Here is a 15,574-nt window from a genome sequence, read left to right on the forward strand (position 1 = left end):
TCCAAGGAGATTCCAAGTGACTGACTTACGTAACGCCGCCTCACGACTCGCACTGTCTACGGCGACCGCCCTTGCGGTTTGCATGAATGCGCTCTGCACGCCCGCGGTTGCAGCAACGGTCGACGTATCAGAGACGCAGACGATTATTGATCATGTGACAGTCTCGTCCAGCAAACCATACGCTGCCGTGAAGCAGGATCTGGAGAGTCGTCTAGGACGACTCGACGATCATATCCGCACGCTGCTCAATCAAAACAAGGTAGAGGAATTACGCGCTGCTCTTCAGAAAGCCGCTGGAAACGATGGTCTCGTCATTCACTACATTGGCTTGCACGGAGACTGGCTCGTCTTGAAAGGACAGCACAAGAACGGTACCGAATATTTCACCGGCAACGTTCTTACAGCCGTTGAGATGACCAACGTCAACATGGCGGCTGGACTGTATGCGCCGCTGCGTATTATCGTCTATGAGAACGCACAGGGTGGAACAACCATCGAGTACGACAAACCGTCGACCCAACTCAGTCAATTCCGCAGTGCCCAGATCGACGCTCAAGGCCGTTCACTTGACGACCGGCTAGCGAAACTTTGTGCGTCGGTACTGCAATAACGGGTCCGTTGCAGTAAGGTGGTCCGCTATGATGTGCGGAACGACATGACCGACTGAAAGGTCGAAGAAGACCTTGAGTCCGGGGGTGGCCAGAGTGACAAAACGCCTGCATTATCCGCTCGACGTGATCCTGACTTGCGTACATCTGGGTGGACAGCCAAAGCGGGCGGCCGCACAGCGCGATGCTCACGGCGGCCAATGTGCATGACAAGCATCTGCTGCATGGCGAGGGCGGCGCGTCTGCGGCGCCAGCGCCTACGCGAGCCAGAAGGCCGCTTATTCGCCCGAGCGCGTCATCAGATGCTCGACGACGCCCGTAATTCGGAAAGCTCTCTTGAGGGTCATGTCCAAGGGCGTCATTCCCAGCCTTCTCGCCCAATGTTGCTCGGGCGGGAAGGCATCCAATGAATAGGCATACAACGAGAGGGTCGACGGGCTGCTCCTCGACCACGAAAGGGCCACGGTCGTGGCGCAACTGTGCACGCGCGTGCACGACCTGACGCTTCTTCATGAAGCGGAGCACTTGCGCCCGTTCGAGTGCGAGGGACTTTCCACTTAGAGGACCGCGCCGCTTTTGGTCGCATTACCCGAGACCGTCGAGCAAGTCGAAAAAGCTGCTGCGATTTGCGCATGAAGCGCGCGTGCCCGCGGTCGCGCGCGGCGCGGGCACCGGGCTGTCGGGCGGTGCGTTGCCGCTCGAAAACGGCATCCTGCTCGTCATCGTGCGCTTTAACCGCGTCATCGACATCGTCATCGACATCGTCATCGACATCGACATCGACATCGACATCGACATCGACATCGACCGCTAGGCCGGCGCCCGCGTGCAGCCCGGCGTGCGGAATGTCGTCATTTCTCAGGCGTCGCCGCGAACTGAATTGCCCGCAAGGGGCACTGCATCCTTCCATCAGGGCTCAGAGAATATTTCTGCGCCTGCTGTGAGAAAAACTCATATCAGTCTGGTGTTTACGCCGATTTGCGAAGTCGTTCAGAGATGGTCTACTCATCACACCAGTTGAACCAAGAACATCTCATTCAATCCGCCGGAGGAAGACACTATGAACGCTGCAGACCCGCAGGCCGTCGAGCGATCAGCGATACGAAAGGTTTCGTGGCGGCTCGTGCCATTCGTCGCTCTGATGTTCTTCATCAATTTTCTGGATCGCACGGCGATCTCGTTCGCGGGTCCGAACGGCATGAGCAAAGACCTCGGCCTCTCGGCGGCGCAGTTCGGTCTCGCCGCGGGCGTGTTCTTCATCGGCTATATCGTGCTGGAGATTCCGAGCAACCTCGCGCTGCACAAATTCGGCGCGCGCCGCTGGCTCGCGCGGATCATGGTGACGTGGGGCATCGTCGCGCTGCTCTTCACGTGGGTCAGCAGCATTCCCGGCCTCTATACGCTGCGCTTCCTGCTGGGCGTCGCCGAAGCGGGCTTCTTTCCCGGCGCAATCCTGTTCCTCAGCATGTGGGTGCCGGCGCGGCACCGCAGCCACATCCTGGCGCTGTTCTATCTCGCGCAGCCGCTGACAATCGTGATCGGCGCGCCGGTCGCCGCGTTGCTGATCGAGGCGCACGGCGCATTCGGCCTGGCAGGCTGGCGCATCATGTTCTTCGGCGTCGCGATTCCGGCGATCCTGGTCGGCGTGATCGCGTGGTTCTACCTCGCCGATCGCCCGTCGCAGGCGAAGTGGCTCTCGCTCGACGAGCAGAACTGGCTCACGGCGAAGCTCGCGGAAGAGGAGCAGGCGAAAACCGCTTCGGCCCGGCCGCACACGCTGCGTCCCGGCGCCGCGATGATGAGCGGCCGCGTCTGGATGTTCGCACTGATGTACTTCGGCCTGATCTATGGCTTGTACGCGCTGGCGTTCTTCCTGCCCACGATCATCGGCGGCTTCGAGGCGCGCTTCGGCACGCACTTCAACGTCTTCCAGAAGGGGATGATCACCGCGATTCCCTACCTGCCGGCCGCGGTTGCGCTCTTCCTCTGGAGCCGCAGCGCGACCAAGCGAGGCGTGCGCGCCTGGCATATCGGCATCCCGGCGCTGATCGGCGCGGCGAGCATTCCGGTTGCGCTCTACATGCGCTCGCCGACGGCCAGCATCGCCGTCATCACGATCACGGCCTGCGCGATTTTCTCCGCGCTGCCGAACTTCTGGGCGCTGCCGGCGCGTTTCCTGTCGGGTGCAGCGGCCGCGGCGGGCATCGCGCTGATCAACACGGTTGGCAACCTGGCGGGCTTCATGGCGCCGTACATCACGGGCCTCGTCAAGGAGTCGACCGGTTCCTATCAGGCGCCGATGTTCATCGTGGGAGCGTTCATGCTGATGTCCGCCGTGCTCGCGTTCGCGATCGGCGCCGGCGCGCGTCAGGGCAGGGACGACGCAATGCCCGCCGGCCTTCAGCCGCATTCCCCGACCAAATAACCGACTTGTGGTCCCCGTTACACAACCTGAATACCTGGAGAGACTGAAATGAACGAGAAAATCGCGCTGTTCGGCGCAGGCGGAAAGATGGGCGTACGCCTGAGCAGCAACCTCTTGAAGTCCGATTACCGGGTGGCGCACGTCGAACCGGGCGCGGCCGGGCAGAAGCGTCTGAAGGACGAATTGGGCATCGAATGCGTGTCGGCCGATGCGGCGCTCGATGGCGCGGACGTCGTGATTCTCGCCGTACCCGACACGCTGATCGGCAAACTCAGCCACGAAATCTCGCCGAAGCTCAAGCCCGGCACGATGGTGATGACGCTCGACGCCGCCGCACCGTTCGCGGGCCATTTGCCGGATCGCAAGGACCTGACGTATTTCGTCGCGCATCCGTGCCATCCGCTGATCTTCAACGACGAAGCCGACTCGAACGCGCGCCGCGACTTCTTCGGCGGCGCATACGCGAAGCAGTCGATCACGAGCGCGCTGATGCAGGGCCCGGACGAGGCGTTCGACCTGGGCGAAGCGGTGGCGAAGGTGATCTACCAGCCGATCCTGCGCTCGTACCGCCTGACGGTCGACCAGATGGCGATCCTCGAGCCGGGCCTGTCCGAAACGATCTGCGCGACGCTGCTCTACGTGATGCGCGAGGCGATGGACGAGACGGTCAAGCGCGGCGTGCCGGAACAGGCGGCGCGCGATTTCCTGCTCGGCCACATGAACATCCTGGGCGCGGTGATCTTCAACGAGATTCCGGGCGCGTTTTCCGATGCGTGCAACAAGGCGATCGAATTCGGCAAGCCGCGCCTGATGCGCGACGACTGGAAGAAGGTGTTTGATCGCGACGAGATCGCGGAAAGCATCCGGCGCATCACCTGAAGCGCGCCGTCATCGCGAGCGTGCCATTCAACCGAGGACCTGAACCGTGACCGAACGCATCCACGCCACTTACTGGCTCGAAACCGGAGTCGATCCGCAACTTGCCGCCGAGGTGATCGCGGGCGAGCAGTCGAGCGGGACCTTTATCGCCTTGCCAAACGAAACGCCCGAACTGAAGGCGCGCTCGGGTGCGCGCGTCGAGCGGCTCGACGTGCTCGACCGCGCCGACCGACCGAGCCTGCAGGGCGGCATCGAGTCGAAGGTCTACACGCGGTGCGCGCTCGAATTGTCGTGGCCGATCGAGAACATGGGGCCGTCGCTGCCGAACCTGATGTCGACGATCGCAGGCAACCTGTTCGAGTTGCGTCAGGTATCGGGCTTGCGGCTGACCGGGCTCAGGCTGCCGCCGTCGTTTGCCAAAGCTTACCCGGGGCCTGCATTCGGCATCGAGGGCACGCGCAAGCTCGCCGGCGTCGAGCATGGTCCTTTGATCGGCACGATCATCAAGCCGAGCGTCGGGCTCTCGCCCGAAGAGACCGCGCAGCAGGTACGCGAACTGGTCGCGGGCGGCATCGACTTCATCAAGGACGACGAGCTGCAGGGCGATGGCCCGCATTGTCCGTTCGACGAGCGCGTGCGCGCGGTGATGCGCGTCGTGAACGAACACGCCGAGCGCACCGGCAAGAAGGCGATGGTCGCGTTCAACGTGACGGGCGACCTCGACCAGATGAAGCGGCGCCACGATCTCGTGATGGCCGAAGGGGGAACCTGCGTGATGGCGGTGCTCAATTCGATCGGCCTCGTCGGCATGCACGAACTGCGGCGCCACAGCCAGTTGCCGATCCATGCGCATCGCGCGGGCTGGGGGTATCTGTCGCGCAGTCCGGAGCTGGGCTGGGATTACGCGCCGTGGCAGATGCTCTGGCGTCTGGCGGGCGCCGATCACCTGCACGTGAACGGCCTGCGCAACAAGTTCAGCGAACCCGACGACAGCGTGATCGCCGCGGCGCGTTCGGTGCTCGCGCCGGTGATGCCGGAAGCGCCGATGCGCGCGATGCCGGTGTTCAGCTCCGGGCAAACCGGCTTGCAGGCCGCCGACACCTACGCGGCGATCGGTTGCGCGGACCTGATTCACACGGCGGGCGGCGGCATCTTCGGTCATCCGGGCGGCGTTGCGGCGGGCGTGGAGGCGTTGCGCGAAGCGTGGGTAGCCGCGATCGAGGGCGTGCCGCTCGAACGGCAGGCCGAGCGCAACGTTGCATTGAAGACCGCGTTGGGGTTCTGGAAATGAGCGCAACAACCTCGAACGACTGGCCCGCCGGATTGCTGCTCGCCTATTACGGCGACGATTTCACCGGCTCGACCGACGCAATGGAAGCGATGACCGCCGCCGGCGTGCCGACGCTGCTGTGTCTCGACACCCCGACCCCGGAACTGTTGGCACGCTTTCCGGAGGTGCGCTGCGTCGGGCTCGCGGGTTCGTCGCGCGGACGCAGCTCACAATGGATGGACGACGCATTGCCCGGCGCTTTCGCGAGCCTCGCCGCGCTGGGCGCGCCGATCCTGCAATACAAGGTGTGCTCGACGTTCGACTCGTCCCCGGAGATCGGCTCGATCGGCCGTGCGATCGACCTCGGCGTGAAGCACATGCCGGGCAAATGGTCGCCGATGATCGTCGGCGCGCCGCGCCTGAAGCGCTATCAGGCGTTTGGCAACCTGTTCGCCGCCGTCGATGGCGCGGGCTACCGGCTCGACCGTCACCCGACGATGTCGCGCCATCCGGTCACGCCGATGAACGAAGCCGACCTGCGCGTGCATTTGCGACAGCAGACAGCGCGGCGCATCGAGCTGATCGACATGGTGGAGTTGCGTACGCCCGAAGTGGACGCGAAGTGTCGCGCGTTGCAGGGCGACGATACACCCGTCGTCTTGATCGACGTGCTCGACGAAGAAACGCTCGCGGCGGCGGGGAAGCTTGTGTGGGAACAACGCGGCGAGGGCGTGTTCAGCGCGTCGTCGTCGGGGTTGCAATATGCGCTCGCCGCGCACTGGCGCTCAAAAGGCCATTTGCCGCAAACGCCCAGCCTTCCGACAGCAAAACCTGTTCAAGCGATTGCAGCCGTCAGCGGTAGTTGTTCGCCCGTCACCGCCGGGCAAATCCGCTGGGCCCGCGCGAGCGGCTTTCACGTTGAGCGTCTAAATTTGCGGCGCGCGCTCGACAGGCAGGCGGGCGATGCCGAGATCGAGCGTGCCGTCGGCATCGCAGCCGATGCCATCGGGCGGGGCCAGAGCGCGCTCGTGCACAGCGCGGAAGGCCCCGACGATCCAGCCGTCCTCGAATTCGATGCCACCGCGCGACAAGCCGGCCTGACGCGCCACGACGCCGCGCGCCGTGTCGGCGAGGCGCTCGCCGAAGTCATGCGGCGGCTGCTGGACCAGGTCGAGCTGTCGCGCGTCGTCGTCGCGGGCGGCGACAGTTCCGGCGAAGTAGCCAGTGCGCTCGGCATTTCCGCGCTGAGCGTGGCCGCCGGCCTCGCGCCAGGGTCGCCCCTGTGCCGGGCGTGGTCCGACCTGCCGCGCCGCAACGGACTCGAGATCGTGTTGAAGGGAGGACAAATCGGCGAGGCGTCGTTCTTCGGCTCGGTGCGTGCCGGGACGCTGATCTCTTGACAGTCGAGGTGACCGGCGCGCGCTTTTAGCGAACCGGAGTCTCGTGGTAAGGTCATCAGACCATTATCGTTAGCGCAGACCACACCATGGCTGAGATCATTCAGCGCCGGAAGCTTTACCAGGAAGTCCTCGACCGTCTGATGGACCGCATTCGCTCGGGCGAAATCGCGCCGGGCGCGCAGCTTCCCTCCGAGCGGGAGCTGATGGAAATCTACGGCGTCGGACGCCCGGCGATCCGCGAGGCGCTGCAGACGCTGGAGCGTTCCGGGATCGTCGAGATCGCGCATGGAGAGCGCGCGCGTGTCGTCGTGCCGACCGCCGAGCGGCTGATTGCGCAGATCGCGGGCGGCGCGATGCACCTGCTGCGCACGCAGCCGGACATGCTGGAGCACCTGAAGTCGGCGCGCATGTTCCTCGAAACGGGCACGGCGCGCATGGCCGCCGAGAACGCCAGCGAGGAGGACGTCGCGCGCCTGCAGTTGCGGGTCGCGCAGCAACGCGCTTCGATGGTCAAACTGGAAGAGTTCATCGAACGCGACATGGCGTTTCATCGGGAAATTGCCCACATCAGTGGCAATCCTATCTATCCGTCGATCGTCGAATCGCTCTTTCGTTGGGCGAGCGAATATTACCGGCCGCTGGTGCGCGCGCCCGGGGCCGAGGAGCTGACTTTGGCCGAGCATCAACGGATCGTCGATGCAATCGGACGCCGCGACGGCGACGGTGCCGCCGAAGCGATGCGCGCGCATCTGAGTCGCGCCAACGAGCTTTACAAGACGCTGATCCGCACTTGACTCAGGCGTGTATCGAACCGCGCACGAACGAGGGCCAACGAACCATTCGCGATGCGCGCCGGCTTCACTGAGCGAATTTCGTCATCTGCACGAGACTCTCGTTCATCTCGGCGACCAGCCATTTTTCCAGAACGGTGACGTCGGAGCGCGAACTCACATGCGGCGCGACCCACAGCACGAGTTCGCGGGGGCCTGGCACGAATCCGAACGGCGCGACCAGCTTGCCGGACAGCAGGTCGTTGATCACCAGCATCTGCGGGACGACCGCGACGCCGAGCCCGCACACCGCCGCCTGAATCAGCAGGTAGAAATGCTCGTACATGCCGTGCCTCGTCCCGTTCGACGAAGCGCTGCCCGATGCCTCGAACCAGTCATCCCACGCTTGCGTGCGCGTGCGGGTCAAGAGCAATTGCGCGCGCTCGAGATCCACCGGCGCCTTAAGCGCGATGGACTCCGCATACGCCGGTGAGCACACCGGCCCGATCCATTCGGCGATGAGTTTGCGCGTGATGGCGTCCTTCGGCGGTTCGATGGTGCTGGTGCGGATCGCGACGCTGATCCGGTCGCGCACGAAGTCGATCTGATCGTAGTTCATGTTGAACTTCAGTTCGGTCTGCGGATAGCGTTCATGAAATCCGGCGATGCGCGGAATCAGCCAGTACATCATGATCGATGCCGAACACGAGAGCGTCAAAGGCTCCGGCTTCAACTGTTCGATGCTCGCCTCGATGAGGTTGAACGCTGTCGACAGACCTTCAGCGAGCCGCGAGCCTTCGGGCGTCGGGTCCGACGAGTGCGCCGAGCGCTGCAGCAAGGTCACGCCGAGTATTTCCTCCAGGGACTTGACCTGCCGGCTGATCGCGCCGTGAGTGACGCACAGTTCCTGCGCCGCGAGGGTCATGCTGCGCAAGCGCGCGGTGGCTTCGAATGCGCGCAGCGCATTCAGCGAAGGGCGGGACGTATGCATCGATTGTTCCTCGGGAAAACCTCACCTCGTTCGACGGGCACTCACGCGCGTCTACTATACATCGGCCGTGTGAGATTTAATCACATCTCGGCGAGAACAGATCGATTGTGATGGCTTGTGCGACTACGTAGAGTGAGTTCAGACAAGACAGAAAAATCACAACGGCCGTCTGCTGCAGGCGACCTCTGGTTTCGCGTCAGATGGCGCACGAAGACCGACTTTCTGACTGCACGCGCTGGCTTCTGCGTCTTGCATCCGATCGACGGCGTTGCTGGCGCCCCTGCATGCGTGACTCATTGTGACGGCTCGATGTCCGGATGCGTCCGTCCGAATTCATTGCGACCTGGATTGTCACGGCTTGTTCACTTGCGACATCGGCGGTCATGCCATACGGCCAGGGCAATTCCAGCGGCCTTGAATAAGGGTTTTGGGCTTTCGATGCCAAGAAATTCTTGGGTGGCGGTTGAGCGTCGCACGCGCGCTTTTTGCGCAGACGAATGCTTCTTGCGTAGACAAAGCGCGGCTGCCCGCACTTTCTCCGGGTCTATCCGAGCCAACTGACGCCCATTGCCAGGACGGTTGCCGACATCACGATCGTCGCCGCCCAGCCAAGGACACGCAGCGGCATGGGGAGCGTAAAACCGCCCATGATGGCCGAGCGCATCGACAGATGCATCATGACGATCATCACGGGAACGGCGACCACGCCGTTCAGGACCGCACTCCAGTAGAGCGCCTTGACGGGATCGATCGATGTGAAGTTCAGCCCGACGCCGATCAGGCTCGCCGCCGCAATGACCGCATAAAACGCCTTGGCCTGAAATGGCTGGCGCGCAAGCCCGACACGCCAGCTGAACAGCTCGCCCACGGCGTAGGCCGCCGATCCGGCCAGGACGGGAAGTGTCAACAGGCCGGTGCCGATGATGCCGGCAGCGAAAATGACGAACGTGAAGCGACCGGCGATCGCCCGTAGCGCCTCGGCCGCTTCCGCCGAGGTTTCGATGTTGGTGACACCGTGTGCGTGAAGCGTCGTCGCCGTGGTGATGACGATAAAGAACGCGATGGCATTCGACAGCGCCATGCCGAGATAGGTATCGATGCGGATACGGGCAAACTCCGACGGCGCTTGTTCCGGTGCGACGAAGAGGGCGAGGGCGCCCGGCCGCTCCTTCTCGTCTTCGACCTCCTGTTCAGCCTGCCAGAAGAACAGGTAGGGACTGATCGTGGTGCCCATGACGGCGACAATCGCGATCACATAATCCGGCTTGATGGAAAACTGCGGCCAGACGACGGCCCAGCCGACCGTGGCCCACGGCACATCGACGACAAACGCGCAAATCACGTAGCTGAAAAGCGACAGGCAAAGCCATTTGAGAATCGACACGTAGCGTGCATAGCGGGTGAAGATTTCCAGTCCTGCGGACAACAGACCGAACAGACACACGTAGAGCAGGGCCGGTCCGGCGATCAGCAGTTTGAGAGCGGCGCCCATCGCGCCGAGATCGGCCCCGAGATTGATGATGTTCGCGATCAGCAACAAGCTGACGATCCCTGTGGAAAGCCATGGCGAATAGTGGCGACGGAGATTGCCGGCGATGCCGTATCCGGTCACGCGGCCGATGCGCGCGCTGATCTCCTGAATCGCCGCCATGAGCGGATAGCTGAACAACAGGGTCCAGGCGAGGCCGTAGCCGAATTGCGCTCCGACCTGCGAGTAAGTCGCGATGCCGCTCGGGTCGTCGTCCGAGGCGCCGGTGATCAGGCCCGGTCCCATGACTTCAAGCAGCTTCGGGCGATCGGGTTGTTTCACAGGATCAGGCGCAAGTGTGTTCATTTCAAATGCTCCTGATACTCGAGGCGGACGTCGACCGTAGCACCCGGGCGGGCGCAGCCTGACGTAGCGTACATGGGACCGAGGACGAACTCACGCGAGCGAGTCGGCACGGAGATTCGAACGCCATGCCGCGCGTTCGGGAAGGGTGCGCGTGCTTGCGACGCAAGTCGGTACGGTGGCGTACCGGATGTCCGGACGCTGGCGGCCGGACCCTCTTGCCTGAACGTATCCGCGCGGCAACCGGCGAACAAGCGCGAAGGGCTTGGCGCGCCGCGCCATCGCTCTGGATAACTTGGCTTGCAAGCAAATCGACAGTGCCAGTGCACGACGCGCGAAACTCCGGTCGGGTGAGCGGTTGTGTTACCGGAAAGTCGAGTAGCATCGGAAAGCGGTATCCCCTTGCGGATGCCATTTCCACGAGGGAATCTTCGATGCCTGGAAGCCCTCCATCTGAGGTTTGCGTCACGCAACCGACGTCCGGGAACCCGGAAGCGCCTCTGACTGGATCGCCGGCGCCGCGCGGTGAAATGGTCGTGGTCGGTATCGGCGCCTCCGCGGGCGGGCTCGAGGCATGCCAAAAGCTTCTCGAAGCCCTGCCGCCTCGAACCGGCAGGGCATGGATTCTCGTGCAGCACCTCGATCCGACGCACGAAAGCATGATGGCCCAGTTGCTCGCGGCGCACACGAGCATGATCGTGTGCGAGGCCGCGGAAGGCATGTTGCTCGAACCGGAGCACCTCTACGTCATTGTTCCGGACGCGTATTTGTCGGTTGCGCAGGGCGTGCTGCGTCTCACGCGGCCGCAGGCCCGGCACGGTGCGCGACTGCCGTTCGACTATCTGCTGCATTCCCTGGCGCAGGAATACGGCGACCGCGCCGCCTGCGTGATCCTGTCCGGGACCGGCGCGGATGGCAGCCTGGGGCTGATGAGCGTCAAGGCGCGCGGGGGTCTCGTCATCGCGCAGGACCCGGACGAAGCGGCCTACGGCGGCATGCCGCGCAGCGCGATACAAACAAACGCGGTCGACCTCGTGCTCCCCGTGGAGCGGATTCCCGCCTCGCTCCTGCCCCATCGCGATCGCAGTTGCGCGCAGAGCGCCAGGACCGACGTTCCAGCGGAACGCGCCGCAGGCCACTGCGAACCCGCGTGGCTCGGCGAGATCATCGAACTCCTGCTGACGAGAACGGCGTACGACTTCACGCTGTACAAGCACGGCACGCTGCGGCGCCGTGTCGAGCGGCGGCGCGCGATGGCCGGGATCGAGGCTGGCGACATGGACCGCTATCTCGCCATACTCCGCGATGATGCCGGCGAACTCGATCTGCTGGCGAAGGATTTGTTGATCAACGTGACGCGGTTCTTTCGCGACCCGGAGGTGTTCGACTTCCTCGCCGAGCGCATCGTCCCCGATCTGATCGGCCACGCGTCGCCTGGTCACGCGATACGCGTGTGGGTGGCCGCCTGCAGCACCGGCGAGGAGACCTATTCCCTTGCGATGCTGTTGCGCGAGAAGATGGCGTCGGCCGCTTGCAACATCGAGCTTCAAGTGTTCGCGTCGGACATCGACGCCGACGCCGTCGCGAGCGCACGCGAAGGTCTCTACCCTGCGACCATCGAGGCTGACGTTTCGCCAGCGCGCCTTGCGCGATTCTTTTCCAGGGAGGAGCGCGGATATCGGGTGCTGCCCGAGCTGAGGGCATCGATTGTGTTCACCGTCCACGACGTATTGGTGAACCCGCCGTTTTCCCAGCTCGATCTGGTGTCGTGCCGCAACCTGCTGATCTACCTGAATCCCGAGGCTCAGGCCAAAGTGGTCTCGCAGTTCGATTTCGCGTTGCGCGACGGGGGCGTGCTCCTCATCGGCAATGCCGAGACGCTTCTGAACGCGGACGCCCGCTTTGAGATCATCTCGAGGCTGGAACGGGTCTACCGCCATATCGCCCGCCACCACTCGCGACACGCGGCTCTTTCGGTGAACCTCGGCGACGGCGCGCGTTTGCTGCCGCAACCGGGTCCACGACTGGGGCCAGCGCGGCGGTCGAGCGTCGCCGAGGTGGCGCGCAGCCGCTTGCTCGACACCTACGCACCGGCCGCCGTGCTGGTCAACCGGAATCACGAATGCCTGTATTTCTTCGGCTCGACCGCCCCGTATCTGCACGTGCCAGCGGGCCAGCCGACTCACGATGTGCTCGCCCTTGCGCCAAAGGACCTGCGGACGAGACTTCGTTCCGCGATCCAGCGCGCGACCCGGACGAACGCGCGGGTGGTGGCTGCGGGCGGCACGGTGAACGAGGCGGGTCATGCGGTGCCCTTCGACCTCGACCTGCAGCCCTTGTCGAGCGACGGCGAAGACCTTCTGCTAATCTGCTTCGTCGCGGCGCCGCGCGGCGGCGAGCCGCATCCCGCTTCGATCGCGCCTCACGACTTGCCGCGCGTCACGGCGCTCGAACATGAACTCGAAGCGACCAAGACAGAACTGGAGGACGCGATTCGCAGCCTGGAAATCTCGGGCGAAGACCAGAAAGCCATCAACGAAGAGGCCCTGTCGATCAATGAGGAATACCAGTCCACCAATGAAGAACTGCTGACGTCGAAGGAAGAACTGCAGTCGCTCAATGAGGAACTGACGGCGCTCAACGGCCAGCTTCAGGAAACGCTCGAGCGCCAGCGCACGACCTCGAACGACCTGCAAAACGTCTTGTACAGCACCAACGTCGCGACGCTTTTTCTCGACACGCACCTGAACATCCGCTTCTTCACCCCGGCCACCCGGCTCTTTTTCAGCGTGATTCCTGGCGATATCGGCCGGCCTCTCGCGGACTTGAGTTCGCTCGCGTCCGACCGCAACCTGCTCGCCGACGCCCGCACCGTGCTGCAAACGTCCACGCTGGTCGAGCGGGAGATCGAGGCGCAGAGCGGTATCTGGTTCATTCGCCGCATCCTGCCTTATCGCACCGACGACAACGGCGTGGAGGGTGTCGTCATCACGTTCACCGACGTCACCGAACGCAAGCTCGCCGCGAAGGCGCTGGAAGCCGCGAAGCTCCACGCCGACCAGGCGAATACGGCAAAGTCGCGCTTTCTTGCCGCCGCGAGCCACGACCTTCGCCAGCCGCTTCAGACACTTGCATTGCTGCAGGGGGCGCTGGCAAAGATGGTCGAAGGCGACGACGCGCAAAGCCTCATCGCGCGCCTCGACCAGACGCTGGGCGCGATGTCGGGCATGCTCAACACGCTGCTCGACATCAACCAGATCGAGTCCGGGACGGTTCGTGCGGAGCGGGTGCGTTTCTCCATCGCCGATCTGCTCGATCGCATGAGGGATGAGTTCAGCTATCACGCCGAAGCCCACGGCCTCGGCTTGCGCGTCGCGCCGTGCGGGCTTGACGTGCAAAGCGATCCGCGCCTGCTCGCGCAAGTCATCCGCAACCTGCTGTCGAACGCGTTGAAATATACGCGGCGCGGCAAGGTGCTGCTCGGCTGCCGTCGACGCGCTCACATGCTGCGCATCGAGATCTGGGATACGGGTGTCGGCATTCCCGGCGAAGAGCTCGAGGCGATCTTCCACGAATATCACCAGCTCGATAACGCGGCACGCGAACGCAGCCGGGGACTGGGGCTGGGATTGTCCATCGCGCAACGGCTTGCCGAACTTCTGGGAAGCCGTATCAGCGTGCGCTCGCATCCCGGCAAGGGCTCGGTCTTCGCGATCGAGGTCGCGCTTGCCGGGACCGAGGCACGCGCGGTTGCGGCCGGCGAGAGTCCGAAAGACACGAGCGGACCCACGCACGCCGCGCGTCGCTCCGGCTCGATTCTGGTGATCGAGGACGACCCCGACGTGAGCGACCTGATCGTCCGCCTGCTTGACGACGAAGGTCATCGCACCGTGCGGGCGTCGAGCGGCACCGAGGTGCTCGCGCGCGTGGCGCGCGGCATGCGATGCCCTGATCTGATTCTTGCCGACTACAACCTCCCGCAGGGCATGAATGGTCTCGAACTCGCCACGAAACTGCGCGAGACCTTCCAGTGTGACATTCCTGCCATCATCCTGACCGGCGACATATCGACCGCGACGTGGTTCGCCGTCGCGCGGCAACCCTTCCTGCAACTCAACAAGCCGGTCAAGGCCCTTGAACTCCTGAGCGCGATCGAGTCGCTTTTGGCGGTGGCGCCGGCGGCGACTGGTGTGCACGCCCCGGCAGCAGGATCGCTCATCGAAACCGGAAACGCCCGCGAGGACCCTGCTCTCGTCTATGTAGTCGACGACGACCGGTACATCCGCGACGGGGTGCGCGCGATTCTCGAAGGCGAGGGCCAAACGGTGGAGGATTTCGATTCGTGTGAAGCGTTTCTCGAAGCCTATCGACCCGGGCGGGACGCCTGTCTGCTGATCGATGCCTATCTGCCCGGCATGAGCGGGCTCGATTTGCTGCAGCGTCTGAGGGACGCGGGCGACCGCCTGCCCGCGATCATGGTGACGGGCAACAGCGACGTGCGCGTGGCAGTCCAGGCGATGAAGGCCGGCGCCTCGGACTTCATCGAAAAGCCGATCGGACCGGCCGAATTGATCGAGAGTGTCGGGCGGGCATTCGAGCAGTCGATGGATTCGCACAAGCTGGCCGCATGGCGGGACGCGGCCGCGCGTCACATCGCGGATCTCACGCCGCGTCAGCGGCAGATCATGGAACTGGTGCTCGCCGGCCGTCCGAGCAAGATCATTGCCGCCGATCTCGGCATCAGCCAGCGCACGGTTGAAAATCATCGCGCGTCGATCATGAAAAAGACCGGTTCCAGGTCGTTGCCGGCGCTGACTCGTCTCGCGCTTGCGGCCGCTTCGAAGGAGGGTCGCTAGCGCTTGGGGGGACGTTACACCGTTTGATGCGCTCTGGCTTTCATGAAACTTGTTTTGGTTTTGGTCTATTTGCTCTGCCCCTGTCCGGGGCGGGACTCACTTTCTTTGCTGCTGCAAAGAAAGTAAGCAAAGAAAGCAGCTTTCCAACGCCAATCCTTGCCATGCGCCTCCAGACCGCTCCCTCGGAGTGGTCCAACCGGGGGAGTGTCCTTAGCGGGGTTTCATCGTTGTTGGCATGTAGAAAAGGCGCGCACGTCGCACCGCTACACGGAGTGGATCAGCAGTCATTCATCCGTCCTGGCACTTCGTGCGCTTCATGTCGAAGCCGCTCTCGATGAGCTTGCGCACTGCTGCATCGGCTTCCCGATGATCGTTGAAGGTGGCGATCACAACATCGTTTCCATTCATTTTGCTTCTCCGTTGAAGGCGTGGCAGATGCATCGATCGTAGCGACGACGAGCGCCGCTGGGCAGCCTCGGAAACGACTCAGCGTTTTGCGAAGCGGCGGACTCGGTTTCCCGTGCCGGCTGCAAGGCTGACCGAC

Annotated in this window: 11 protein-coding genes and 1 pseudogene; 10 read left to right on the top strand and 2 right to left on the bottom strand. The window is 63.7% G+C overall.

The features are described from left to right. Positions 1-16 precede the first annotated feature (16 nt). From AWB68_RS04550 to AWB68_RS04580, 8 genes and pseudogenes are all read left to right on the top strand, one after another. Positions 17-610: a DUF302 domain-containing protein gene (locus AWB68_RS04550; RefSeq protein ID WP_087643165.1), complete on the top strand. Its 594-nt coding sequence runs from the start codon at positions 17-19 to the stop codon at positions 608-610. Between the two features lie 140 nt (positions 611-750). Beyond that, positions 751-884, top strand: a pseudogene (locus AWB68_RS51850) (IS5/IS1182 family transposase); the annotation flags it as partial. Positions 885-1,251: 367 nt separating this feature from the next. After that, positions 1,252-1,422: a hypothetical protein gene (locus AWB68_RS49285; RefSeq protein ID WP_235028204.1), complete on the top strand. Its 171-nt coding sequence runs from the start codon at positions 1,252-1,254 to the stop codon at positions 1,420-1,422. A gap of 246 nt (positions 1,423-1,668) precedes the next feature. After that, positions 1,669-3,033 carry an MFS transporter gene (locus AWB68_RS04560; RefSeq protein ID WP_087643166.1) on the top strand — a complete coding sequence of 455 codons (1,365 nt, stop codon included), beginning with the start codon at positions 1,669-1,671 and terminating at the stop codon, positions 3,031-3,033. 48 nt (positions 3,034-3,081) lie between these two features. Beyond that, positions 3,082-3,912 carry a phosphogluconate dehydrogenase C-terminal domain-containing protein gene (locus AWB68_RS04565; RefSeq protein WP_087643167.1) on the top strand — a complete coding sequence of 277 codons (831 nt, stop codon included), beginning with the start codon at positions 3,082-3,084 and terminating at the stop codon, positions 3,910-3,912. Between the two features lie 46 nt (positions 3,913-3,958). Beyond that, positions 3,959-5,203, top strand: a complete 1,245-nt coding sequence (locus tag AWB68_RS04570; protein ID WP_087643168.1) for a ribulose-bisphosphate carboxylase large subunit family protein — start codon at positions 3,959-3,961, stop codon at positions 5,201-5,203. Beyond that, positions 5,200-6,582 carry a 3-oxo-isoapionate kinase OiaK gene (gene oiaK / locus AWB68_RS04575; RefSeq protein ID WP_087643169.1) on the top strand — a complete coding sequence of 461 codons (1,383 nt, stop codon included), beginning with the start codon at positions 5,200-5,202 and terminating at the stop codon, positions 6,580-6,582. The genes AWB68_RS04570 and oiaK overlap by 4 nt, the downstream gene beginning before the upstream one ends. Positions 6,583-6,668: 86 nt before the next feature. Next, positions 6,669-7,376 (top strand): transcriptional regulator NanR, encoded by a 708-nt coding sequence (locus tag AWB68_RS04580; RefSeq protein WP_087643170.1) that lies wholly within the window; start codon positions 6,669-6,671, stop codon positions 7,374-7,376. Between the two features lie 64 nt (positions 7,377-7,440). Here AWB68_RS04580 and AWB68_RS04585 read toward each other — a convergent pair whose 3' ends face one another. After that, positions 7,441-8,343 carry a LysR substrate-binding domain-containing protein gene (locus tag AWB68_RS04585; protein WP_087643171.1) on the bottom strand — a complete coding sequence of 301 codons (903 nt, stop codon included), beginning with the start codon at positions 8,341-8,343 and terminating at the stop codon, positions 7,441-7,443. 132 nt (positions 8,344-8,475) lie between these two features. Here AWB68_RS04585 and AWB68_RS51970 point away from each other — a divergent pair, with 132 nt between their 5' ends. Next, complete coding sequence (locus tag AWB68_RS51970) at positions 8,476-8,904, top strand: D-apionate lactonase family protein (RefSeq protein WP_087643172.1); 429 nt, start codon at positions 8,476-8,478, stop codon at positions 8,902-8,904. Here the strand turns inward: AWB68_RS51970 and AWB68_RS04595 are convergent. Continuing rightward, entirely contained in the window at positions 8,888-10,177 is a 1,290-nt protein-coding gene (locus AWB68_RS04595; protein ID WP_087643173.1) for an NRAMP family divalent metal transporter, read from the bottom strand. The genes AWB68_RS51970 and AWB68_RS04595 overlap by 17 nt on opposite strands. 527 nt (positions 10,178-10,704) lie before the next feature. Here AWB68_RS04595 and AWB68_RS04600 point away from each other — a divergent pair. Beyond that, positions 10,705-15,030, top strand: coding sequence for a chemotaxis protein CheB (locus AWB68_RS04600; RefSeq protein WP_087643174.1), 4,326 nt, complete (start codon positions 10,705-10,707; stop codon positions 15,028-15,030). Positions 15,031-15,574: the final 544 nt, after the last annotated feature.

This window comes from Caballeronia choica, assembly GCF_001544535.1.
Taxonomy (GTDB): domain Bacteria; phylum Pseudomonadota; class Gammaproteobacteria; order Burkholderiales; family Burkholderiaceae; genus Caballeronia; species Caballeronia choica.